The sequence below is a fragment of the Paraliomyxa miuraensis genome (assembly GCF_026337845.1).
GTDB classification, from domain to species: domain Bacteria; phylum Myxococcota_A; class Polyangia; order Nannocystales; family Nannocystaceae; genus Paraliomyxa; species Paraliomyxa miuraensis.
Genome location: NZ_JAOVZF010000152.1, coordinates 104,506 through 127,484, shown reverse-complemented (window position 1 = coordinate 127,484; position 22,979 = coordinate 104,506). Strand labels below are relative to the sequence as shown.

The window sequence follows — 22,979 nt, the reverse complement described above, 5'->3', positions numbered from 1 at the left end:
GCGTGATCGCGGCTGCACGGGAAGTCTGCTCACACGGTGCGTTCGTGACTCCTCTCGCGTGGGGATGGCCCGTGCGGACGGTCCAATTCCACGCATGGGGAGGCGCCCTTCGCGGGGACGCACCTGCGCCCGGAGGCACCCCCGCAGGTCGGTATGCTCGCGAGCCGTGTCCGTGCTCGTGGCCCTGACCCTCGTGGCGTCGCTGTCGAGCATGCTCGTGCGTCGCCACGCCACGAGCGAATTGGATCTCGAAGCATTCGTGCTCACCTGCACGACCTGGCTCGCGCTGCTGGGCATGCTCGCAACGCTGCTGGCGATGTTCGGTCGCTTCGGTGCGGTGAGCATCGGTGCCGGTGCCATCGCGGGAACGCTCGTGGCTTGGCCGTGGAACATCGCACGACCGTCCCGTTTTCGGGCCCTCTTCCGCACCCGTCGCCACGCCCTCACGGCGGTGCCATGGGGTCGCACGGCGGCGGTCGTGGGGCTGTTGCTGCTCGGCCTCGCGCTTCGCTGGCCGCCAGCCGACCATGCGCTCGCGGGGCGAGACCAGGGCACGTACACGCTACGGGCCCAGCACACGCTGCGCACGGGACGACTGCACGCTACCGACGAGCTCCTGGCGGCCGCCGGGAGCGAAGCGGGCCTGCGCTCGGGACCGGCCGATCCGTCAGGGCTCTACCACCGCAACGGCGAGCCCTGGCTTCGAGATCGCTACGAGGCGTCGTACCGCCCCGGCTTCTACCTCGCCGACCTCGACACCGGCGACGTGCATCCGCAATTCTTCCACCTCCATCCCATGCTCATGGCCACCGCGGGGCTGGTGATCGGTCCCGCCGAGGTGGCCGCGGTCGGGCTCGTTCACGCGGCGCTGTGCCTGCTGGGGCTGTGGGCGGTGGGGCGACGACTGTGGCCGCGGGGGCCATGGGCTGGGCTGGCCACCGGACTGTGGGCGATCGCCCCGCTGGCGATCTGGGTGCAGCGCACGCCGCTGTCGGAGGGGCCTGCGGTCGTGATGATGGTGGGGGGATTGCTCGGGGTGCTGCGCGCGCGGGCGCACGAGCCCGCCGCGCTGTCGACCGCGGGCTTCTTGCTCGGCGCGTTGGCGTGGATCCGCGGCAACGGCTGGCTCGCGGCGCCCATCATCCTGGCCGCGTCGTGGCTGGTGCCCAGCCGCGAGCGCGTGGCTCGGCGGGCGTCGTGGGTCTACGCGGCGACCTTCGGGGCCGCGGTCCTCGTGCACGCACCAACGACGTTCCCGTACCTCCACGACGAGCTGCTGCGCCAGCTCCCGCTGCCCCAGGCGCTCACGCCGGGCGTGCTGATCGCGGTCACGATGGCCGGGCTGCTCGCATGGCTGGTGATCGATCGCCTGGGACCGCTACGGCGGATCGAGACCAGCGAGCGAGGGGCGCGGATGTGGGCATGGCTGTTCGGCGCGGGGCCGTGGGTGCTGGCGCTGGGGCTCGTGGTGAGCGTGGCGCTGCATCTCGGGTGGCGCGACGAGCCGCCCACCAAGCCCTGGAGCCGCCTCGATCCCGTGGTGCCGCTGCTGGGAGTGCCCGTGCTGATCACGGCGGGCCTGGGCCTGGGGTTCGTGCTGCGCCGCTGGCCACGACGGCCGGACGCCGCGACGGCGTGGCTCCTGGGCCTGGGCGGAATCGTCGTGGCCACGGTGGCCCTCTATGCGCAGCGCAACCTGCCGCAGCTGTCGCTCTACTACTATGGTCGCTACCTGGTGCCCGAGCTGCTGCCCGCGGTGCTGCTGCTCGCGGTGGAGGGCGGCAGGTGCCTGCACCAGGCGTTCGTGGGCCCGCACCCCTCGCGGCGACGGCGATGGCTGGTGGGCATCGCGACGCTGATGGGCGTCTTGGGGCTGTCGTGGTCGACGGCGGGGGTGCTCGTGGTGCACCCGGTCACGCGGCTGCCGGAGTTCGAAGGAGCGGGTCGCGTGGTCGACCATCTCGCGGCGCGGATCCCCGAAGGCGCGGTGGTGATCGCGGGAGGCGAGGGCTGGCACCACGGGCACACGTTCAATCAGGTCGGCGGCGCGCTGGCGTTTCGCCACGGGATCGCGGTGCTGCCATACCACACGCGGGAGGCCGCCTACGCGAGCCTTCACGAGCTGCTGGTGGCTCGCCCGCAGGCGACGGGGCAGGCGCCGCCGCCCGTGTTCCTGCTGCTCAACGAGGCCACCAAGGATCGCGCGCGACCGCTCCCACCGGGCGTGGAGCCCGGGCCCAAGCCGCGCCTGGCCGCGCTCGACGATCTGCTGCCGCCCCCGTTCGTCGCGCGGCGCATCGAGCTGGTGGAGATGTTCCTCGACCGGCTCTCGCCCGTCGACGATGGACCGCCCACCCGGGTCACGCGCGATGGACTGCGCATGGCGCTGGTGCAGGTGGAGGTCGATCCCGAGCGCTGGCCGGAGGTGGAGCGCTGGCTCATCGACGTACGGGACCGAGCGTGGCACCCCGAGGGCCCGCCCGGGCTCGCGCTCGACGGAGGCGCCCCCGACGGCGGCGCGCCGTGCATGGGACCCGAGCCCTTGGCGCTCGAGCTGCCCGAGACGGGAGGCGCCGGGCGAGGGCCGGTGTCGGTGGTGCTGGTGGCCACCCCGGGCACGGCGGCCGAGAACCATCGCTGGCGCGTGGAGATCGACGGGTTCGAGGTGGCGCTCGATCCTCCGCACATGACCCCGCGACACCGCGACACGCTGGGGCCGATCGGGCTGACGCACCGCCCGCGCTCGCTCGTGGTCCGCGGGCTCGAAGCGCCGGTCGCCGACGCCCGCTGCCCGCACGGTGGCCTGGCCGAGCTGCGCGTGCTGGGGCCCGAGCGCTCGATGCTCGCGAGCGCTCGGACCTCCGCCGTCACCTTTGCCCCGACCCGCGATCTGGGGCACCCGGTGGCCCCGGTCGCGTGGGTCTCGGGCCGCGGCCTGTCGCGCTACCGCCGGGGCATCTCGCCCGAGCTCGCGCTCGAGGGGCTCTCGCTGCGGCTCGAGCCGGGCGTGCCGCTGCGGTTTCCCGCGGCCGCGCTGCCCGACGAGGGTCGCTCGCCGCTCGACGTGGTCCTGACCCTCACCCGGACTGCGCTCGGACCGGAGGCTCGGCTGTGGGTCACGCTCGACGGGCAGACGCTGCCGCCCATCGATCCTCCCGACGAGCGCGTCGGCTCGTGGCAGTCGCCCCCGTCGACGTGGGCGCCGGGCACGAGCACGGCCGAGGTCACGGTCGAGCTGCGCGACGCAGGGCCAGGCGAGCACGTGCTGCTGCGCGACATCGGACTGTTCTCACACGCCCCGCCACGAGAGGGTCGGCTGTCGCTCCAGTAGGCCCCACACGAACACCAGACGACGGCGGTATCCTCCAGCCGTGTCCGACTCCGTACCCTCCCCTCGCCCCGCGCGTCCCCTGGCGTTGGTGACCGGGGCGGCGCGTGGCATTGGTCGGGCGATCGCATCGGCGCTCGCTCCCGACCACGACCTGGTGCTCACGGCGAGAGAGGCCGAGGCGCTGCTGCCGGTGATGGACGAGCTGCGCGCGCGCGGGGCGAGCCGGGTGGATGCGCTGGAGGCCGACCTGGCCGAGCCGAGCTCACGCGCGGCGCTGGTCGATCGCGTGCTCGCGCTCGCCCCTCCGATCGACGTGCTGGTGAGCAACGCGGGCGTCGCCGGCTCGGCTCCGCTGCACCGCACCGACGACGCGCAGTGGGCTCGCACGCTGGAGATCAACCTCACGGCTCCGTTCGTGCTCGCGCGCGCGCTGGCCCCGGGCATGGCGCGGCGCGGCTTCGGCCGCATCGTCCACGTGGCCTCCACCGCCGCGCTCAAGGGCTACCGCTACACCGCCGCCTACTCGGCCAGCAAGGGTGGGCTGGTGGCCCTGACGCGCGCGCTCGCGGCCGAGCTGGGCAGCAAGGGCGTCACCGTCAACGCCGTCTGCCCGGGCTTCACCGACACCGACATCGTGGCCGAGGCGGTCCGCAACATCATGGACAAGACCGGGCGCGACGAGGCCCAGGCCCGCGCGAGCCTCGAGAGCTTCTCACCGCTGGGCCGGCTCGTCGCTCCGGGCGAGGTGGCGGCGATGGTGGCCTACCTCGTCAGCGACGCGGCGGCCGCGATCAACGGCCAGGCGCTGGCCATCGACGGAGGAGAGACCACGCGATGAGCGACGACCCACGCAAGAGCCCGCGGGTGATCCAGCCCGACGGATGGCCGCGCCCTCGCGGCTACAGCAACGGCATGGCCGCGCGCGGCGAGGTGCTCGCGATCGCGGGGCAGATCGGCTGGGACGAGCGGGAGCAGCCCGTGTCCCGCGAGTTCCTCCCGCAGTGGGAGCAAGCGCTGCGCAACGTGGCCGCCGTGCTGCATGCGGCGGGCGGCCACCCCAGCGACCTCGTCTCGCTGACGATCTACGTGACCGACAAGCGCCAGTACCTCGCGGCTGGACCCGAGATCGGTCGCAGCTACCGCGAGATCCTGGGCAAGCACTTTCCCACCATGGCGCTGGTGCAGGTGGCCGACCTGCTCGAGGACTGGGCGCTGGTCGAGGTCCAGGGCCTGGCCGTGCTTGCGTCTTCGCCACCGCCCTCACCGCCTGCATCGGAAACGGATCCGACGAGCCCATGAGCGAGCACCCGCCCGATCTTCGTCCCCTCCCCCTGCCCACGCCCAGGAGCTTTCGCTACGAGGAACGCGATCGGGTGGGCATCATCACCCTCGATCGCCCCGATCGCTTCAATGCGCTGACCTTCGAGGTCTACCGCGAGCTGTGCGACTTCTTCGCGGTGATCGATCGCCGCAGCCTCGACCCCGAGGGCGCGCGCGCCCTGGTGCTGCGGGGCGAGGGCAAGGCGTTCTGCAGCGGCGGCGACGTGGAGGACATCATCGGCCACCTGTTCGACCGGGACATGGAGGGCCTGCTCCGCTTCACCCGCATGACCGGGGAGCTCATCCATGCCATGCGCGAGTGCAAGCTGCCGATCGTGGCCAGCGTCAAGCGGGTGGCCGCGGGGGCCGGCGCGGTGATGGCCCTCGCCAGCGATCTGCGGGTGATGGGGCGCAAGGCGTTCTTCGCGTTCCTGTTCCCGCAGGTGGGGCTCAGCGGGGCCGACATGGGCGCGGCGTGGCTGCTGCCGCGAGTGGTCGGGCTCGGTCATGCCACGGAGATCCTGATGACCGGTGAGCGCGTCTATGCCGAGCGCTGCGCCCAGATCGGGCTGTGCAGCGCCTTGGTCGACGACGAGGATCCCGCGGCGGTCGACGCCGCTGCGTTCGACCGCGCCAAGGCGCTGGCCGACGGACCGCACTTCGCCCTGCGCATGACCAAGACCATGCTGCAGCGCGAGCTCGACCTCGACCTGCGGTCGGCCATCGAGGCCGAGGCCCAGGCCCAGGCGATCTGCATGGAGCACCCCGACTTCCGCGAGGCCAACGCGGCCTGGCGAGACAAGCGGGCCCCCCGCTGGAAGTGAGCGACGACGATGCTACAGGCCCCTCGGATCCTCGATCGCCAGCTCGGCGTCATCGCCGGTGATCACGTGCAGTGGAAGGCGCTCGAGGAGCACCTCGAGGCGTTCGTGGCCGCACAGGCGAGCCAGCCGGTGGACGAGTCGGACGAGCACGGAGCCACGCGTGAGTACGTGCGACGCCTCGCCGGAGCCGACCTGCTGCGCTTGATGGTGCCCGCCGAGCACGGCGGCGCGTTCGCCCAGCCGCTGGCCACCCCGATCTGCCTGGTGCGCCAGTGGCTGTCGCGGCATGGTGGCGTGCTCGACACCGCGTTCGTGATGCAGGGGTTGGGCTCGTATCCGGTGACGCAGGCGGGCCTCCCCGGGCTGCGGGCCGAGCTGCTGCCTCGGGTGGCACGGGGCGAGATCCTGTGTGCGTTCGCCCTGACCGAGCCGGGCGCAGGCTCGGACGTCAGCGGCATGCAGACGCTGGCCGAGCCCGACGAGGACGGCGGCGTGCGGCTGCACGGCGAGAAGTGCTTCATCTCCAACGCCGGGGTGGCGGGCAGCTACGTGGTGTTCGCCCGCGAGGCGGTCCGCAGCGGTGGAGGTGACGACGGCGACGACGGCAAGCCGCGCTACGGGGCGTTCTGGGTGCCCGGCGACGCGCCTGGGCTCGAGGTGGAGCCGATCCGGGTGATCGCGCCGCATCCGATCGGGACCGTGCGCATGAACGGCGTGTACGTGTCGGCCGAGCATCGGCTCGGTGCGCCCGGTGACGGACTGAAGATCGCCCTCGGCACGCTCGAGCTGTTTCGGGTGACGGTGGGCGCGGCCGCGCTGGGGCTGGCCGATCGCGCGCTCGACGAGGCGGTGCGGCACCTGAAGCAGCGCGTGCAGTTCGGCAAGCCGCTGGCGCAGCAGCAGGGGCTTCGGTTTGCGCTGGCCGACGTGGTCACCGATCACGTGGCCGCACAGATGCTGGTCTACCGGGCGGCCGGCGCTCGCGACGAGGGCCGGGTCACCCCCGACATGCCCGCGATGGCCAAGCTCCACGCGACCGAGAGCGCTCAGCGCACGATCGATCGCGCGGTGCAGTGCCTGGGTGGGCTCGGGGTCACGGTGGGGCAGGCCACCGAGCGGCTCTATCGGGAGATCCGGGCGCTGCGGATCTACGAGGGGACCAGCGAGATCCAGAAGCTGGTGATCGCGCGAGCGTTGTTCGGGCGGTGACGGGCGAGGGCGGATGCGGGCGGTCGGGCGGGTATCGCGGTACCCGACCAAGCGGTCCGCACCGCACCGCCCAGGGATCGCGACACTGGACGGCAAGGTCCGCACCACCACCGCCGGGTATCGCGATACCCGACCGAGGGGTCCGCACCACCACCGCCGGGTATCGCGATACCCGACCGAAGGGTCCGCACCGCCCCTGCCGGGTATCGCGATACCTGACCGAGGGGTCCGCACCACCCTCGCGGGTATCGTGCCCGGCGCATCCGTCGGAGCGGTCGCCTTCGCCGAAGCCGAGCCCTCACCCCCGCGAGAGGAACGCCGCCAGCACCTGCGCCGCCGCCACGTCCGGCGAGGTCGCTCCGTTGCGCACCGCCTGTTCCAGCTCTGCCAGCCGCCGTCGCACCCCGTCGTCCCGCTCGAGCGCCTCTTGCAGCCCGTCGCGGATCGACTGCCACAGCCAGTGCACCCGCTGCTCTCCGCGCCGCCGCTCCCACTCCCCGCTGCCCCGAAGCACCGCGCGATGCTCCTGCACCGCCTGCCACAGCGCATCGAGCCCCTCCCCGGTCACCGCCGAGCAGATCCCGACCCGCGGCTTCCACCCCGGACTCCGCGGCGGCATCAGGGCCAGCGCGCCCTCGTACTCCGCCCGCGCCCTCCGGGCCGCCTGCATGTTGTCCCCGTCGGCCTTGGTCACCACCAAGAGATCGCACAGCTCGAGGATCCCCCGCTTGATCCCCTGCAGCTCGTCCCCTCCCCCGGCGAGCGTGAGCACCAAGAAGAAGTCGACCATGTTGGCGACCATCACCTCGCTCTGCCCCACCCCCACCGTCTCCACCAGCACCACGTCGTAGCCGGCCGCCTCCACCAGCACGATCGTCTCGCGAGTCCGCCGCGCCACCCCACCCAGCGCCCCGCCCGAGGGCGAGGGCCGGATGAACGCCCGCGGATCACGGGCGAGCTGCGTCATGCGGGTCTTGTCGCCCAGGATGCTGCCGCCGCTGCGCGCCGAGCTCGGATCCACCGCCAGCACCGCCACCCGCTGCCCGGCCGCGACGAGCCGCTGCCCCAGCGCCTCGATGAGCGTGCTCTTGCCGACCCCCGGCATCCCGGTGATCCCCACCCGCAACGCCTGGCCCGCGTACGGCAACAACCGGTGCACGAGCGCATCCGCGTCGATGCGATCGGCCTCGCGCCGGCTCTCCACCAGCGTGATCGCCCGCCCCAGCGCCGCCCGATCCCCCGCGCACAGCGCCTCCACCCCGTGGTCGAGGTCGAAGCGCCGCCGCCGACCCACCGAGGCGCGCGCGTCTGCTCTCCGCTCCGGATCCGGCGACACCCCCCTCACATCGCACGTTCGAGGCCACGCGCCAAGCCGCCGACCCCAACCGCCCGCACACCAGGCGGCCACGTCCATCCGGCCAGCCACGCACGGCCGGTCGCTCCCGCCGACCCCCGACCCCTCAGCGAGACGCCGCACGGCGGCGCTGCACGGCCCCCCGGATCGCATCGAGCAGCTCGGTGTCGCGGAACGGCTTGCGCACCACCCCATCGGCCCGACCGACCGCGCTCTGCTGCTGAAGCTCTTCCTTGCTCCGGCCGCTGACGAAGATCACCGGGACCGCGCCATCGAGGCGGCGAAGCTCGTCGAGCACGTCGCTGCCCTCCATGAGCGGCATGCCCATGTCGAGGAGCACCGCATCGAGGCGCGCATGGTGTGCGTCGAATTGCGCGATGCCCTCGAGCCCATCGCGTGCGGTGAGCACCTCGAAGCCGCGATAGCGCAGGGCCCGACCGGTGACCGTGCGCAGCAGGTCGTCGTCGTCGATCACCAGCACGCAGTACCCCTCGAAGTCGCGGTCGCGCGTGAGCGCATCGCGATCCACCGCGGCCCTCGGTTCGGCCTCGGAGCCGGCGTGGCCGAAGATCTGCTCGATGAGCTCGCACGCTCGCTCGGTGGCGATGCGGATCTCGTCGGCCACCTCGTGCACGACGTCGAGCTCGACCGCATCCCGGCGCAGGAACTCCGCGTCGACGAGCACCGTGGCGAGCACGTTCCGGAATTCATGCGAGACCCGACTCGCGACCATGCCGATGTACTCGAGACGGGCGCGGGGCCGACCGACCGGAGCTTCGGCCGGGGCCACGAGAGGCTCGAGAGGCTCGGCTGGCCCGGCCGGACCGCCCGCGAGGATCGCCACATGGATGAAGCGCTCGCCTGGTGACACCTGCATCACACGTGGACCCGCGTATCCCTCGAGCACCAACGTCGCCCCCAGCTCGGTCCCTTCGCCCTCCACGGCGGCACGCAGCGCGCCACCGAGGCGCTTGCGGTCGGCCCGATCGAACAGCTCCAACGCGGGCCGTCCCAGCAGGTGCCGCAGATCGGCTCGTGTGGGCCCCATGCCGACCTCGAACACATCGTCGATGTGCAGCCCAGCGTCGAGCACCAAGCACAGCTCCGACTGCCCCACTCCTCGCGCCCCCACCATCGACCCCCCGACGACGACAGTGTATCGGTTGCATTCGGGCCACATGCAAACGAATTCACCCACACTCGCCATCACGGTCGACGGCCTATTTGGACCACCAGCGCGCTGGCGTACGAAGACGTCGTTTTGGGCCCATTCAGCCTGCGCCCGGTCCTGCAAGCCAGGCCTGCGCCTCCGCCCGAACGGTCTCGCCGGCCCTGGCCCGTCTGGCGCGCCAACGACTCGGCCACCCGCACTCGATCCAGCGGATCACCGGCCTGTTGGCCGACGATGCGATGAGCCCGCTCGAGCATCGCCAGTGCCAGGGCTCGGTCTCCACGGTCGAGGTGAACCTGCGCGAGCAGCGTGAGCGTGCCTGCCACCAGCGGATGATCGGGCCCCAGCGCGGCCTCGCGAAGACGCAGTGCCTGCTCGAGCCGCGCGCCTGCAGCCGCGAGATCCCCACGCAGCCGCGCGAGCTCGCCGAGCTCGCCGATCACCACTTCCCGCTGCTCCGGCCGCCCTGGCCCTCCCACCCACGCTCTGGCGGGCCGTCGGCGGCCATTTGCGTCGGTCGCGAGCCAGCGCTACAAGCGGGCCGCGATGAAGATCCGCCCGATCAGCGGTTTTCCCGAGTGGCTCCCCGAGCAGCGCATCGTCGAGCAGGCCCTGCTCGACCAGGTGCGGCGCAACTTCGAGCTGTTCGGCTTCCGCCCCGTGCAGACCCGCGCCGTCGAGGAGCTCGACCGGCTCGCGCACAAGGGCTCCACCGACAAGGAGATCTACGCCATCCGGCGCCTGCACGCCGACCCGGACGAGACCGACGACAAGCTCGGCCTGCACTTCGATCTCACGGTCCCGTTCGCGCGCTACACCCTCGAGAATCGGGGCCAGTTGGTGTTCCCGTTCAAGCGCTACCAGATCCAGAAGGTCTGGCGGGGCGAGCGACCGCAAGAGGGTCGGTACCGCGAGTTCTACCAGGCCGACATCGACGTGATCGGCCAGGACTCGCTGCCGCTGTGCTTCGACGCCGAGATGCCGCTGCTCATCCACGCGGTCACCTCCTCGCTGCCGCTACCCCCGGTGCGCGTGCACGTGGGGCACCGCAAGGTGCTCGAGGGCTTCTACCGGGGCGTGGGGCTCCCCGACATCACGCCAGTACTGCGGATCGTGGACAAGCTCGCCAAGATCGGCCCCGACGAGGTCCGTGCGTCGCTGGTGAGCGAAGCCGGGCTCGGGCCCGACCAGGCCGAGCGCTGCCTCGCGCTGTCGCAGCTGCGCGGTGGCCTCGAGGTCATCGAGCAGGTGCGTGCCCTGGGCGTCGAGCACGAGCTGCTCGAGACCGGTCTGGGCGAGCTGCACGAGGTGCTGAGCGCCGCGGCCGAGCTACCCCCGGGCTCGGTCGTCGCCGACCTCGGGATCGCGCGCGGCTTCGACTACTACACCGGCACCGTCTACGAGGCGTTCCTACAGGGCCTCGAGTCGATCGGGGCCGTGTGTTCGGGCGGGCGCTACGACAACCTCGCCGACGCCGGCGATGCCGCGCGCTTCCCCGGCGTCGGAGTGTCGCTGGGCATCACCCGCTTGCTCGGGCCGCTGTTTCGCCGCGACGCGCTGGTGGCCACCCGTCGCACCCCCACCTGTGTGCTGGTGGCCCTCGACAAGGAGCAGACCCGCTCGCGCTCGCAAGGCGTCGCGGCCCGCCTGCGGGCCCGGGGGATCCCGACCGAGGTCTTCCACGCCGCCCACAAGTACGGCAAGCAGATCAAGTACGCCGACAAGCTCGGCATCCCGTTCGTGTGGTTTTGCGGTGACGACGAGGGCAACGGGCAGATCCGCGACATCCGCAGCGGCGAGCAGGTGGAGGCCCACGCGGACCAGTGGGAGCCCACGCCGGACGACCGCTGGCCACGAGTCGAGCGGCCCTCCTGATGCCGTCCTTGCCCCCGCGGCCGGCTCGAGCTCGCGACAGCACGCGCAGGTGAGCGTCGAGCGGAGCCGGTCAGGACTTGGCGACCAGGTCGGCGATGGCGTCCACCGCCCCCGCGAGCGGAACGAACGAGGTCTCGCCGCTGCGGCGCGCCTTGATCTCGATGTTGCCGTCCTTGAGGCCGCGCTTGCCCACGCGCACGCTCAGCGGGATCCCCAGCAGCTCGGCGTCCTTGAGCTTGACCCCCGGTCGCTCGTCGCGATCGTCGAGCATCACCGTCAACCCCCGCTCCCTCAGCTTGGCGTAGAGATCCTCGGCCACGGCCGTCGGCTCGTCTCCTCCCAGCGGCGTGACGATCACCGCGTAGGGAGCCACCTCGCTGGGCCACACCAGGCCATCGTCGTCGTGGAGCTGCTCGACCACCGCCGCCACCAGCCGCGACACCCCGATTCCGTAGCAGCCCATCACGATCGGCCGTGAGGTCCCCTCGGCGTCGAGGAACTCGGCCTTCATCGCATCGGTGTAGTGCGTGCCCAGCATGAAGATGTGGCCGGCCTCGATGCCCCGATAGAGCTCGAGCGCTCCACCGCAGCGCGGGCACGGATCACCCTTGGCCACCAGGCGAATGTCGGCCACCGTACCCTCGAAGTCACGACCGTGACGCACGTGCTGGAGGTGGTGGTCCTCCTCGTTGGCCCCGGTGATGCCGTCGGCCACCGCGGCCGCGGCCGCGTCGACCACCACCTTGTCCTTCCAGCCCACGGGGCCGAGGAAGCCCGCGTGCTCGGGCTCGGCCACCCAGTGCACCTCGTCCGCCCCGACGGCGCGCGCGAGCTTGATCTCGTTGACCTCGTGATCACCCCGCACCACCGCGAGCACCTGCTCGTCACCCGCGAGATAGACCACCGACTTGAGGAAGCGATCGGCGCCGACGCCCTCGACCCGGTCGCCGAAGAACGCCACCAGCTGCTCGATGGTCTTGGCCCCCGGGGTATGCACGCGCACGGGGGCGGGCAGCTCCCCGCTCGGTGTGCTCGCGGCTGCGGCCTCTGCGGCCGTCGCCACCTCCACGTTGGCCGCGTAGTCACACGCAGTGCAGGCCGCGATCGCATCCTCACCGCTTTGGGCCAGCACCTGGAACTCCGCGCTCCCGCTGCCCCCCATCGCCCCGCTGTCGGCCGCCACCAGGCGATACTGAAGCCCCAGCCGCCCGAACACGCGGTGGTAGGCGGCCTCCATCGCGTCGTAGCTCTTGCGGGCCGCCTCGGGTGACACGTCGAACGAGTAGGCGTCCTTCATCAGGAACTCGCGACAGCGCAACAGCCCCGCGCGGGGCCGCGGCTCGTCGCGGTACTTCATCTGGATCTGATAGAGATTGATCGGTAGCTGCCGGTAGCTCTTGATCTCCCGGCGCACCATGTCGGTGATGATCTCCTCGTGCGTGGGCGCGAGGTGGTACTCGCCGTGCTTGCGATCGTGCAGGCGGAACAGGGTCGGCCCGAACTTGTCCCAGCGCCCCGTCTCCTTGAAGTACTCGGAGGGGAGCACCGCCGGCATCAGGACCTCTTGAGCGCCGGCGCGATCCATCTCTTCGCGGATGATGGTGGCGATCCGCTGCAGCACCCGCACCCCGAGCGGCAGGAACTCGTAGAGCCCCGCCCCTACCATGCGGATGTAGCCCGCACGCAACAGCAGCGCGTGAGAGACGGTCGTCGCCTCCTTGGGGGTCTCGCGGAGGGTGGGAAGGAAGGCGGCCGAGTAGCGCATGAGCGGCGGGAACCTAGCAGACCCGCACGCCCTTGGGCATCCACTACCAAAGCGCCACGATCGCCACGAGCAACCCGCCGCAGAGCACCGTGGCGAGCGTCGACACGCCAAAGCCGATCCGAGCGGCGAGTCGAGCGGCACGCAGGCCTCGGGTGGGCCGACGCTCGACCATCCGACCCAACGTGCGCGACGCCCCCCGCATCGACAGCAGCCCCACCAGCGACAGCAAGAACGCCAGCAGCAGGGCCTGCATCGCTGCGGCCACTGCGCCCGCGCCGACAGCGCTCATCCCGCACGCCTCGGCGGTAGCGCTCCACCCCATCGCGCCGGCCCCTACCAATCCCGCTGCCAACCCTCGTGCGTGTCGCATGCGGAATGAGGAGACGAACGAGCGCGCGGTTCGGTTCCCGAGGGCCGAAGATCGAGCCGCAGGTCCTCCAAGCCGCCCCGATCGCCGCGGATGCCTCGGCCCGCGTCAGGGCCAGCGAGCCAGCATCCCGACCAGGACCTCACCGTAGCCTGCCTCGAGCGACTCCTCGCGAAGCTCGTACACGGGGGCCTCGCCGCTGCGAAAGTGAGTGGTCGCTCGCACCTTCGTCCAGGGCCCCACCCCGGCCCGCCCCACCCATGAGTAGCCCAACCCCACCTGCCCGTGGATCCCGTGCCGGGGCATGGGCTGACCGGCGGGCTCGAGATCTCGGTTCACGTAGTAACCCACCGCATCCATCGAGAGCCGATGAGCCGGGCGCGGATGAAAGGCCAGCCGCATGCTCAGCCGGACCTGGCGCTGGGTGTCCTGCTCGACCCACGCATAGCGGGCCTGGGCCTGCCAGCCGAGGCGCCAGCGCGTACCCAGCAGGTGGTCGAGGCCGTAGCCGAAGTGAACGATGGTGTCGTGCAAGCCGTTCGCCGACTCGGCGCCATCGGCCACCTCGCTCCAGCGGATTTCGTGCGTGGTGATCCCGACCGAGAGACGGTCGTCGAGCGCCACGTCGGGACGCGAGCCCGCCAGCGGTCGACCCGACAGCTCGGCTTGGTGCTCGTGCACGCGAAGGCGAGCCGTGTCGGCGTCGTACCACGCGACCGCATGCCGACCGCCCATCGCCAGCCATGGGGTCAACGCCAGCGCCCACGCACCCGCCGGCCGCACCGACCATACCGCGTGATCGGCCAGCCCAAACGAGGTCGGAAGGTAGGTCGCCGACGCGTCGATCCCCAGCCACAGCGTGCGACGATTCTCGGGATCGCGGTAGCGGATCGGACCCAGCTCGGGATAGGGCGCGAACACCTGCCACTGCCCCTCGTCGACGTCGCGACGCCGATCTCTTCGACGCCGGCTGCGATCACCCTCGAGTTCGTCCTCGTCGAGCGGGACGTCATCCGACTTGGCTTGGCCCGACGGGAGCGCCCCACGAGCGGGTGCTCCCGACTCGCCCGCTTCGCCTCCGCCTTCGCCTCCGCCTTCGCCTCCGACGACCGCGCTCGGGGCCGACGCTCCCGTCGCCGCACTGGCCGTCGACGCACTGGGCTCGCCCTCGCTCGGCTCGCCCTCGTCCGACTCGACTGCGTTCGGCTCGCCCTCGTCCGACTCGACCGCGTTCGGCTCGCCCTCGTCCGCTTCGGGCTCGCTCGGCTCCGACTCGGCCAAGCTCGCGTCGCCGTCCACGGCCTCGGCGTCGCTCGCCCCCTCGTCCTCCGGAGCGACGGCTCCCAGCGTCGCGGCGGCGATCAAGACCAGCGCGAGCATGGCCCTCCCCCGTCCTTCGCCGTGGTCGATGAAAGGTGCCCGGACACGCCCACCGAGTTATAGCAGACCCATCCGCAGCGCCACCGGACCAGGGCTCGCAATGGGATGGCTCACCCCGAAGGGGCCATGCTCTCGGTCGCCCGCGCCGCGATTGCCGTCAGCCACGCGGCCCCATCGCTGACCTGCGCGTCGTCGAGGGACTTCACCCACGCCACGTGATCGAGCTCGGCGCCGTCATCGAGCGGCAGCGGACATGCGGGCACCTCGGCGTCGAGCGCGAACGCAGGCACGTCCCCTCCCCGCTCGCGAACGAATGCCTCGAGCCGCTCGACCCGCTCGGCGATGCACGACTCCAAGGTGTCACGCGCGGCTTCGAGCACCGTCCGCCGGGGCGCGTGCGCGGCCCCGGTGGGCACCCGACGCAGCCGAACGTGCCGATACCATGCCCGCAACGCCACCAGCTGCCCGATGTACTCCACGTTGCGTCGCAGCCGAGGCTGCAGCTCGTCGAGCTTTCCGGCGGGAAACGGCCGATCGAGCTTGGGGGAAGCCTCGAGCACCAGCCGCTCCGGCCCCACCGTGCGACGCACGACCTGCCCCGCGGCCGTGACCGAGCCATAGCCCACGCGACCCGGGCCCACCAGCCCGCCCGCTCCCCCGAGGAAGATCCTTCGCTCGCGCAGGAACACCCCACGCGTCACGTCACCCACCAGGGTCGGCGTGGCCTTGTCGCCGCGCTCGCCCCACGGGGTGAAGTTGAAGTGGATGAAACCGCTCCCCACCTCGGAGTGATCGCGGCGCGAACTGCCCCCCGCCATCAGCACGTCGCAAAAATTGATCACCGAGCCCAGGGTCACGAACGAGAGCAAGATGGTGTGCTTGAGACCCACGCAGTGAGCGGTGGAGGCCTCCTCCTCGAGCAGCGTCCCCGGTCGGAGGTGCCCACCCCACCCCACCCGCGCCGCATCGAGGAGCACTGCGCCTTCCACGTAGCCAGCGTCGACCCGCGCTCTCGCCCCGAGGACCGCGTCCTGCAGCGTGGCCGGCCCTTCCACGCCAACCTCGGCCCCGGGGCCAAGGAAGGTCCGAGAGCCGCTCACCCGGCTCCCAGGGTGTAGGACTACACCGGAGCATACCCGCTCCAGCGAGACATCAGGGGCAACGTAGGTTTGGCGCGGGTCGACCACCTCCACCCCTCGCGCGACCAGGGCCGCGAGCCGCTCCTCCATTTGCCACGTGGCCATGGGTCGCCGTATACCACGACATGAGGCATCGAGCGTTTCGCTCGAGCCTCCCGAGAGGCACACGATCTCCCGGTCTTCCCAACGCTCTGGACGACGCGGCCTAGGCGTGAACGAGGAACAAACCGTCATTCACAAGCGCGTGCCGTTGGGCGGAGCTCCTCGTGAGCGCAACGCCTATCTCATCGTGCTCTCGGGCCGTGCCGTCGGGCAGATGTTCAAGCTCTCGCCGGGCGACCACATCCTCGGCCGCTCGGTCGACGCCAACATTCGCCTCGACGACGAGGGGGTGTCCCGCTCGCACGCGATGATGCGGCGCCGCTCCGACGGCACGGTGGAGCTGTCCGACCTCGACTCCACCAACGGCACCTACGTCAACGGCGCGCAGATCCGTCACTTCACGCTCAGCGACGGCGACCGCATCCAGATCGGCTCGGTCACCATCCTCAAGTTCAGCTACCAGGACTCGCTCGAAGAGCAGTTCCAGCAGCAGCTCTACGAGTCGGCCACTCGCGATCCGCTCACCCAGGCCTACAACAAGCGCGCCTTCAACGAGCAGCTCGACAAGGACTTCTCCCACGCGCAGCGCCACGACCTCCCGCTGTCGCTGGTGATGCTCGACGTCGACCACTTCAAGCGGATCAACGACACCCACGGCCACCCCGCGGGCGACCACGTGCTCCAGCGCCTCGCCGCCACCATCATGGCCTCGCTGCGAACCGAGGACGCGTTCTGTCGCGTGGGTGGCGAGGAGTTCGCGGTGATCATGCGCGACTGCACCGAGGGCGAGGCCACACAGCTCGCCGAGCGCCTGCGCCGGCTGGTGGCCAGCACCCAGTTCGTCTATGGCGGCCAGGTCCTCCCGGTGACGATCTCGCTGGGCGTGGCGAGCTTCGTGCAGGGTCGACACAGCCGTACCATCGATCTGGTGGAAGAGGCCGATCGCTGCCTCTACGAGGCCAAGCGACGCGGCCGCAACCGAGCCTGCCACCCCGCCGACCTCGGCAACCTCTGAGCACCCGGGCCCGAGCATCGGCCAGGGCATCGCGCACGCCGTCGCGATCCTGGTAGGCTAGCGTCCCCTCATGGCTCAGCTCAGCGACGAAGAACTGCGAGAAGCGGCCGCCGAGGCGGGGATCTCCCCGCACGAGCTCCGCCATGCCCTGGCCGAGCGCGACAGCAGCGGGCTCGCTCGACCGGAGCAGGCGGGCAGCCTCATGGGCCCCCCCGACCGTGGAGCCTCGGCCGCCCACGCCGAGGGACGCCTCGCCCACCCGCCCGCCCAGGCGCTGGCAGCCGTGCGAGCATCCATCGAGCGTCAGACCGGGCGAACCGGCCACCGCCAGGGCGAGCACGAGGCCGATGTGGTCGACGACGACCTCGGCCTCAACTACCGCGTACGAGCCCAGGACGACGGCGCCGGCGGAGCCCTCGTGCGCGTCGACGTCGATCCCACGTCGGGTCGCAGCGCTCGCAACCTCGCCCTCACCGGCGTCGTGGGCGTCACCCTCGCCATGGTGGGCCTGGCCGTGCTCGTCGGCTCCACCACCCTGCTACTGGGCGGCGTGGGCCTGGGCGTCCTCGGAGGCCTGCTCGTTGGTCGCAAGGCAGGCCGGCTGCAGCGCGGGCTCGTCAGCGCGCGCGCCATCGCCTCTCATGCGCTGATGGAGGCCGAGGACCAGAGCGACGGACCTCGCGGCGCCCTCCCTCCTGCGCGCTGACGAGGCCGACACTCCCCCAGCCTTCGGTGCGAGCTCGCGGAGCTGCCTCCACCCAGCCGAACCAAGCAACCAATGGACTGGGGCCCACCGAGTCGATCGATGGGCCCCGAAATCACCGAACACTCGAGCGTCCGCCGCTACGCGAGGCTGCGACGCCGACGCGAGGCCAACCCGAGCCCCAGGCCCAGCAACATCAGCAGCGAGCCTCCCAGGCCCGAGTGGGTCCGGCAGCCGCAGCCGCTGCCCTGGTTGTCGTCCGCCCCGCCGGTGGTCTCCGTATCGGCCCACGCGCCGCCGTTCCAGCCCATCGCATCATTGTAGGCGGCCAGCGCCGCGTCGATCGCCTCGGTGTTGTTGGCCAGCACCACTGGTGCACCCGCCGACATCACCTCCTGCACCTCCTCGGCCGACTCCATCGCCCAGGCGGGCTCGTTGTCGAAGTCGGGCCACGGGTCGCCCTGCGGCAGATAGACCTGGCGCCCGTCGGGCAGGATGTAGACCGAGTCACCGTTGCAGAGGATCCGCTGCACGCCGTTCTGAGCCGCCGCCACGTCACCGAGCTCGCGGTTCTCGTGGAACATCGGATCCTCGGTCATCTCGCCCGGCGAGATCGTGGTGTACATGCGCGTGAGGTAGGGGTTTTGGTCGAGCAGGTCGTTGGCGTGCTGCCCGGGGACGATCACCCGATCCTGCAGTGCCGCCGCGAACCGCACCCCGTCCCACGCGACGGCGTCGATTTGATCCTCGTAGCAGCTCAGGCAGCCGTAGAACTCGTCCGCCGAGAGCCCGGCCGGCACCGGCAGGAACTCGTCGAGGACGGGCTGCACCAGCGGGTGGGTGGCCGAGCATCCGTTGCCAAAGTCGAAGTCACAGAAGAACAAGCCCTGGGCCGTCAGCTCGTCGATGACCCCGATGGTCTCGATGGTCTCGAACACCTGGCTGTTCCACTGGTTGCTGTAGAGGTTGCCGCGCGGCACCACGTCGCTCGGGCCCGCGTACTCGGTCACGAACGCGCGCCCCGAGGCCCCCGGAGCATCCACGGCCTGCGTGATGATCTCCTTGTAGTTGCTGGCGATGCCGGCTGGCGTCCAGTCGATCTTGACGTGGTTGACCAGCACGTGCCGGTAGTTCTGCGGCACCGTGCGGTAGTCACCCAGGAAGAAGCTGCGCACGTCCATGTCCTCGACCGCGGCAATCCGGGTCAGGCGCAGCGGAATGCAGGGCTCGTTGCCCTGGAAGCGCAGGACGATCGGATGGATCTCGTCCACGTCGGCGCCCCCGGTGAGCTTGACCGCGCCGAACAGGTGGCCCTCGTCGAGGTAGGCCTGCAGGATCGGCTCGGCCTCCGGGTCTTGTTGGTAGCCGTTGTCGTCGAGCCACTGCACGACCTCGGCCGCCGTGCCCCCCGAGAGCACCGTGATCTCGTAGGCACCCACCGTCTGCTGCAAGACGATCGTCGGACCTCCGTCCTCGCCCCCATCCCCACCGGTGATGCCGCTATCCGCGGCACCGGTACCGGCGCCATTGTCCCCCGGGGGGAATGCCCCGCCCTCGTCCCCCACGTTGCAATCGTCCTGCATCGTCTGGGTGAAGTAGGTGGGGACCGATCCGGTCAGCAGGTTCTGGAACATCGGCTCGGAGCCGACCGAGAACTCGGGGACCGATTGCAGCGGAATCACCCAGCCAAAGCGCTCGGCTTCGCCTTCGTACTGGATCTGGATGTGAGCCTCGATGAACTGGCCATCGCGAACGAACAAGATGTTCTCGCCGGACTGGTCCACGGGCATCGGCAGCGGGCCGCCGTCACAGAAGGTGCCACCGCACGCCTCGGCGGTCTGCGGCATGGCCATCACTGCACCCAGGGCCGCACACGCGCCCAGCATCATCGTCAACGAGTTGAGTTTCATCCGATCGAGCTCCGGTAAGACTACACAGAAGAAATCCGTAACAACGGTAAGCGAGGAGCAGGCCGTGGGCCAAGCGCCAAGCCTGCAAGCCGCCCCGAAGGTAGCACCCGCGCCCTCATCCACGCACGGTTCACGGTTCGCGCGCGGTGAGAACGTCCCCAGACGCCCTCGTGACCGCCTCGCCTTCCGCCTGCGCATAACACGCGCAGCCATGAGCATGGAGGACCGGTATCCTGCGGTCGATGAGCGAGCGCGTCTTCGTTCCCGTGCGCGTGGCGGTGTTGACCGTCTCGGACACCCGCACCCGGGAGACCGACACCTCGGGCGGAACCGTGGTCGAGCGGCTGCAGGGCGCGGGCCACCACGTTGCAGCGCGCCAGATCGTGCCCGACGACCTGCCGGTGATTCGCGAGCAGCTGCGGGCCTTCATCACCGCCCCTGACATCGATGTCGTGATCACCACCGGCGGCACGGGAGTGACGGCACGCGACGTCACCCCCGAGGCCCTTGCACCGCTCGTCACCAAGCCGATCCCGGGGTTCGGAGAGCTCTTTCGCTGGCTCAGCTTCGCGGAGATCGGTACGTCGACGATCCAGAGCCGGGCCGAGGCCGCGCTCTGCGAAACGACCTACGTGTTCTTGCTGCCGGGCTCCACCGGCGCCGTTCGAATGGCCATGGACAAGATCCTGCTCTCGCAGCTCGACGTTCGCCATCGCCCCTGCAACTTCGTCGAGCTGCTGCCGCGAATCCGCGGCCAGTGAGCACGAGCCACCGCCCGTCGACTACTCGAGGCGCTGGCCGGTCACCAGGTCGTAGACCTGTCCCGGCAACGCGATGCGGAAGCCCAGCGCCTCGGCACGCGCGCGGTGCTCCTCGAGGTCGTCCTCGTGGTGCATGAGCACGATCTTGCGTCGGATGACCTCGGGCAGGGCCTCGAGCGCCTGGAACGAGCCATGGACCTGCCCTGGGTACTCGGTGAAGGTGCAATCGTGGAAGAACACGCTCGTGCGCGGCTCGAGCTCGGCGAGCAGATCGGGCATCACCGTCACGTCTCCGCTCCACCATGCGATCTTGGGGGCGACCATGGAGTCGCTCCCAGTCGCGTCGCCCGGCTCGTCCACCGCGATCTCGAGCGAGGTACTGGGCTTGCCCGGGACGTGCTCGGTGTCGCGAGCCACCATGCGAAGCCCGCCCACCGCGAAGTGCTCGGCTCGCGACCATGGCATGGCGGCCGGCGGCTCGACCTTCGAGGGCTCGATCACCTCGAAATAGGTCTCGAGACGACCCGAGGTGGGCGACTCGGGGTCGGGCACGTAGCGCAGCGCCGCGGCCATCGTCTGCCACACCTCCTCGCGCACGGCACGATGACACACGAGCTTGGGTCGCGGGCCGCCGTCGCGCACCGAGTCGATCCCGCGATCGGAGTGGAAGAAGCGCGAGAACGCAAAGTCCTCGAGCCCAAAGGTGTGATCACCATGCACGTGCGTGATGATCTGCCCCTCGATGTCGTGCCACGATACGCCCGCGGCGTGGAGCTGATCGGGAGCCTGGCGACCGCAGTCGATGAGCCACCGATGACCGTTGCGGAGCGTGATGCCCGAGCACGTCGTGCCGTACTTGCGAGAGAATGCACCGCCCGCGCCGAAGAAGCGCAGGGTCATGCTGGGGGAGGAGGCGCTCACCGTCGGGATCCGTGCGCGGGGGTCGGCCGAAGACGACGGCCCTCACGCCCTCGGAACGTAGCTCATCCGGTGCCACTTCTGCATCAAAACGGAGGATCCTGGCCGCAACCTCCGCTATGCGCAGATCTCGCGGATGGGCCACGGGCTGCTTCGCGAGAGAATGGGCCCAGCTGGCCGCCTGCGGGACCCCGCCGCGCTGGTCCGAGCACGAAGGCCCCCCTCTCCACGTGGCGGCTGGTCGGTGCCGTCGATGCGCTGGCATCAGGCAGCGCGGCGGCGCCACCACAGGACCAGGCTGCCGATGTTGGCTCCGGTGATGGCCAGCACCAGCAGCCACAACAGCCCCGCCCGAAGCTGGTCGCCCGGCGTCTCGCCGACCGCCACCACGAACCCCTCGGGGTCCACGGTGATGATGCGCTCGAGCCGAACCGACGCGAGCTGGGCCAGCGGCAGGCTCATCCGGTCGCTGGGTGCCCGCTCGATCAGGCGGCCACCCTCGACGTCATGACCGGGGCTGGCCGTGTTGTCCCCGTAGGGGAACACCACCGAGTCACCGTCGAGCGTCACGTCGCCGACGGCGGCGCCATAGTTGGCGGGCAGATCGAGCACGAACGCCCCGACCTTGGGGTCGGTGCTGTCCTCGACCCCGGTGAGCCCTGCGTTGAGGGCCGCCTGCGCCTTGGGGCGCTCGGCCTCGGGGATCCGCACCACGAAGCGAAAGAACGTCGCCGATGCCGGGAGCTGGACATACGGGTGGCCAAGGGCCGCCACCGCCCGCTCCGCCGCGGCTTCGTCCGCGAACGAGCTGCGGCCCAGCTGGACGCGTGCATCGGGCCCCTCGAACACCAGACGCAGCTGGTCGCTGGGACGCACGTCCACCGCACCACCCTCGAGCGTGGGCAAGCGACCCGAACCTACGGCCTCGACTGCCCCACGGGCCTCGAGATCGATCGAGCGGGTCACCCGCTCGGTCGCGTAGAACTCGGCCAGCCACTGGTACGCCCGATCCTCACCAAGACGACGCAGCCGGCCGACATAGCGCCCCTCGAAGTTGTTGTTGACCTCCTCGGACTTCGCTCGAGGCACGGCCGCAAACAGCCCTCCGTCGCCCTCGGTCACGCGCAGGTAGCCGATGAACTGCTCCTCCGTGGTCAGCCGAGTCGCGTGCTGGACGTCGGGCGTCCCCTCGATCGCGACGTACTGATTCTCGTAGGCTTCGAGCGTGCGGCCATCTTGTAGCAGGGTCGACGCATGGCCGAGCTCGACTGGCTCCCCGGAGCGAAGCCAGTAGCGAAAGTCGGCGAGCATGGTGACAAGGAGGTACACCCCGAACACGACCACCACCATGGAGATGAGCGGTGAGCGGCGAGGGCGGGCCTTGGCGGTCGTCGCGTCGTCGTCCTCACCGCTCGCGCTGCGCAGGCGAGCCACGACCCCGTCGACGCCCATCGCCTCGAGATCGCTGACGTCGAGCCCATCCTCTTCGGGGTCGCCGCCCTCGGCCTCCAGCGCCTCGAGGTCCACCTCACCCGGGCTCGTCCCCGGGGCCGGGGGCTCGTCGCCGCGTACGTCTTGGGGTTCGTTCCCCGTGTCGTCTCTGGTCTCGCTCACGGTTGCCTCGCTATGACTACCTACCACGGCGCCCACCGGGCGTTGTGCCACTTGCACGCCTCCATCGACCCCTCTTGCCGCAGAAGGTTCCCCGCCTTGCTCGGACCTCGAATCGCCGGGGCGCGGGCACGGCGCAGTGCCCCCGGTCCCCCGCATTCGCCCCCGGTGAACGAAACCAAGGGAGCGGCTCGGGGTACCGCTCGTTTGACAGGGACGCCGTG

The 22,979-nt window shown here is 70.8% G+C and carries 19 protein-coding genes; 9 read left to right on the top strand and 10 right to left on the bottom strand.

Translation table 11 applies throughout. The features are described from left to right. The first annotated feature begins 166 nt into the window (after window positions 1–166). Genes OEB96_RS19865 through OEB96_RS19845 form a run of 5 tightly spaced genes read left to right on the top strand, consistent with a single transcriptional unit; the run spans window position 167 to window position 6,684 of the window. Window positions 167–3,331, top strand: a complete 3,165-nt coding sequence (locus tag OEB96_RS19865; RefSeq protein ID WP_266217902.1) for a hypothetical protein — start codon at window positions 167–169, stop codon at window positions 3,329–3,331. Window positions 3,332–3,371: 40 nt separating this feature from the next. Further along, a complete protein-coding gene (locus OEB96_RS19860; RefSeq protein WP_266217901.1) occupies window positions 3,372–4,169 on the top strand; it encodes an SDR family NAD(P)-dependent oxidoreductase in 798 nt (265 codons plus the stop codon). Continuing rightward, window positions 4,166–4,630, top strand: a complete 465-nt coding sequence (locus OEB96_RS19855) for a RidA family protein (RefSeq protein ID WP_266217899.1) — start codon at window positions 4,166–4,168, stop codon at window positions 4,628–4,630. Before OEB96_RS19860 ends, OEB96_RS19855 begins: the two co-directional genes overlap by 4 nt. Beyond that, window positions 4,627–5,475, top strand: a complete 849-nt coding sequence (locus tag OEB96_RS19850; RefSeq protein ID WP_266217898.1) for an enoyl-CoA hydratase family protein — start codon at window positions 4,627–4,629, stop codon at window positions 5,473–5,475. The genes OEB96_RS19855 and OEB96_RS19850 overlap by 4 nt, the downstream gene beginning before the upstream one ends. 9 nt (window positions 5,476–5,484) lie before the next feature. Beyond that, the gene (locus OEB96_RS19845) at window positions 5,485–6,684 is read left to right on the top strand and encodes an acyl-CoA dehydrogenase family protein (protein WP_266217896.1); all 1,200 of its coding nucleotides are present in this window, start codon (window positions 5,485–5,487) and stop codon (window positions 6,682–6,684) included. Window positions 6,685–6,982: 298 nt separating this feature from the next. Here OEB96_RS19845 and meaB read toward each other — a convergent pair whose 3' ends face one another. From meaB to OEB96_RS19830, 3 genes are all read right to left on the bottom strand, one after another. Further along, window positions 6,983–8,020, bottom strand: coding sequence for a methylmalonyl Co-A mutase-associated GTPase MeaB (gene meaB, locus OEB96_RS19840; RefSeq protein WP_323137416.1), 1,038 nt, complete (start codon window positions 8,018–8,020; stop codon window positions 6,983–6,985). 124 nt (window positions 8,021–8,144) lie between these two features. Then, window positions 8,145–9,173 (bottom strand): response regulator, encoded by a 1,029-nt coding sequence (locus OEB96_RS19835; RefSeq protein ID WP_266217894.1) that lies wholly within the window; start codon window positions 9,171–9,173, stop codon window positions 8,145–8,147. Window positions 9,174–9,244: 71 nt separating this feature from the next. Further along, window positions 9,245–9,652, bottom strand: a complete 408-nt coding sequence (locus OEB96_RS19830) for a tetratricopeptide repeat protein (RefSeq protein WP_266217892.1) — start codon at window positions 9,650–9,652, stop codon at window positions 9,245–9,247. A 103-nt stretch (window positions 9,653–9,755) separates the two neighbouring features. Here OEB96_RS19830 and hisS point away from each other — a divergent pair, with 103 nt between their 5' ends. After that, on the top strand, window positions 9,756–11,084 hold the full coding sequence (hisS, locus tag OEB96_RS19825; protein WP_266217890.1) for a histidine--tRNA ligase: 1,329 nt from the start codon (window positions 9,756–9,758) through the stop codon (window positions 11,082–11,084). Between the two features lie 70 nt (window positions 11,085–11,154). Here hisS and OEB96_RS19820 read toward each other — a convergent pair whose 3' ends face one another. From OEB96_RS19820 to OEB96_RS19805, 4 genes are all read right to left on the bottom strand, one after another. Next, a complete protein-coding gene (locus tag OEB96_RS19820; RefSeq protein ID WP_266217888.1) occupies window positions 11,155–12,849 on the bottom strand; it encodes a proline--tRNA ligase in 1,695 nt (564 codons plus the stop codon). 43 nt (window positions 12,850–12,892) lie between these two features. After that, window positions 12,893–13,138 carry a hypothetical protein gene (locus OEB96_RS19815; protein WP_266217886.1) on the bottom strand — a complete coding sequence of 82 codons (246 nt, stop codon included), beginning with the start codon at window positions 13,136–13,138 and terminating at the stop codon, window positions 12,893–12,895. Window positions 13,139–13,324: 186 nt separating this feature from the next. After that, entirely contained in the window at window positions 13,325–14,596 is a 1,272-nt protein-coding gene (locus OEB96_RS19810; protein WP_266217884.1) for a hypothetical protein, read from the bottom strand. Between the two features lie 110 nt (window positions 14,597–14,706). After that, window positions 14,707–15,696 carry a UDP-N-acetylglucosamine pyrophosphorylase gene (locus tag OEB96_RS19805; protein ID WP_266217883.1) on the bottom strand — a complete coding sequence of 330 codons (990 nt, stop codon included), beginning with the start codon at window positions 15,694–15,696 and terminating at the stop codon, window positions 14,707–14,709. Window positions 15,697–15,946: 250 nt separating this feature from the next. On the opposite strand from OEB96_RS19805, the gene OEB96_RS19800 reads away from it, so the two are divergent. Both OEB96_RS19800 and OEB96_RS19795 read left to right on the top strand, forming a co-directional pair. Next, complete coding sequence (locus OEB96_RS19800; protein WP_266217881.1) at window positions 15,947–16,852, top strand: GGDEF domain-containing protein; 906 nt, start codon at window positions 15,947–15,949, stop codon at window positions 16,850–16,852. A gap of 70 nt (window positions 16,853–16,922) precedes the next feature. After that, window positions 16,923–17,558: a hypothetical protein gene (locus tag OEB96_RS19795; RefSeq protein ID WP_266217879.1), complete on the top strand. Its 636-nt coding sequence runs from the start codon at window positions 16,923–16,925 to the stop codon at window positions 17,556–17,558. A 137-nt stretch (window positions 17,559–17,695) separates the two neighbouring features. Here the strand turns inward: OEB96_RS19795 and OEB96_RS19790 are convergent, their stop codons facing one another. Beyond that, window positions 17,696–19,465: a DUF2330 domain-containing protein gene (locus tag OEB96_RS19790; protein WP_266217878.1), complete on the bottom strand. Its 1,770-nt coding sequence runs from the start codon at window positions 19,463–19,465 to the stop codon at window positions 17,696–17,698. Between the two features lie 242 nt (window positions 19,466–19,707). Between OEB96_RS19790 and moaB the strand changes: the two genes are divergently transcribed. Further along, window positions 19,708–20,226 carry a molybdenum cofactor biosynthesis protein B gene (moaB, locus tag OEB96_RS19785; RefSeq protein WP_266217876.1) on the top strand — a complete coding sequence of 173 codons (519 nt, stop codon included), beginning with the start codon at window positions 19,708–19,710 and terminating at the stop codon, window positions 20,224–20,226. A 21-nt stretch (window positions 20,227–20,247) separates the two neighbouring features. Here the strand turns inward: moaB and OEB96_RS19780 are convergent, their stop codons facing one another. Both OEB96_RS19780 and OEB96_RS19775 read right to left on the bottom strand, forming a co-directional pair. Continuing rightward, window positions 20,248–21,147 (bottom strand): MBL fold metallo-hydrolase, encoded by a 900-nt coding sequence (locus OEB96_RS19780; RefSeq protein ID WP_266217874.1) that lies wholly within the window; start codon window positions 21,145–21,147, stop codon window positions 20,248–20,250. 261 nt (window positions 21,148–21,408) lie between these two features. Beyond that, window positions 21,409–22,758 carry a hypothetical protein gene (locus OEB96_RS19775; protein ID WP_266217872.1) on the bottom strand — a complete coding sequence of 450 codons (1,350 nt, stop codon included), beginning with the start codon at window positions 22,756–22,758 and terminating at the stop codon, window positions 21,409–21,411. Between the last annotated feature and the right edge of the window lie 221 nt (window positions 22,759–22,979).

Bases quoted from the DNA above. Each gene is read 5' to 3' on its own strand.
- OEB96_RS19810 (WP_266217884.1), bottom strand. From the start codon at position 14,596: ATGCTCGCGCTGGTCTTGATCGCCGCCGCGACGCTGGGAGCCGTCGCT.
- OEB96_RS19845 (WP_266217896.1), top strand. From the start codon at position 5,485: ATGCTACAGGCCCCTCGGATCCTCGATCGCCAGCTCGGCGTCATCGCC.
- moaB (WP_266217876.1), top strand. From the start codon at position 19,708: ATGAGCGAGCGCGTCTTCGTTCCCGTGCGCGTGGCGGTGTTGACCGTC.
- OEB96_RS19795 (WP_266217879.1), top strand. From the start codon at position 16,923: ATGGCTCAGCTCAGCGACGAAGAACTGCGAGAAGCGGCCGCCGAGGCG.
- OEB96_RS19815 (WP_266217886.1), bottom strand. From the start codon at position 13,138: ATGAGCGCTGTCGGCGCGGGCGCAGTGGCCGCAGCGATGCAGGCCCTG.
- OEB96_RS19855 (WP_266217899.1), top strand. From the start codon at position 4,166: ATGAGCGACGACCCACGCAAGAGCCCGCGGGTGATCCAGCCCGACGGA.
- OEB96_RS19850 (WP_266217898.1), top strand. From the start codon at position 4,627: ATGAGCGAGCACCCGCCCGATCTTCGTCCCCTCCCCCTGCCCACGCCC.
- OEB96_RS19790 (WP_266217878.1), bottom strand. From the start codon at position 19,465: ATGAAACTCAACTCGTTGACGATGATGCTGGGCGCGTGTGCGGCCCTG.
- OEB96_RS19820 (WP_266217888.1), bottom strand. From the start codon at position 12,849: ATGCGCTACTCGGCCGCCTTCCTTCCCACCCTCCGCGAGACCCCCAAG.
- hisS (WP_266217890.1), top strand. From the start codon at position 9,756: ATGAAGATCCGCCCGATCAGCGGTTTTCCCGAGTGGCTCCCCGAGCAG.
- OEB96_RS19835 (WP_266217894.1), bottom strand. From the start codon at position 9,173: ATGGTGGGGGCGCGAGGAGTGGGGCAGTCGGAGCTGTGCTTGGTGCTC.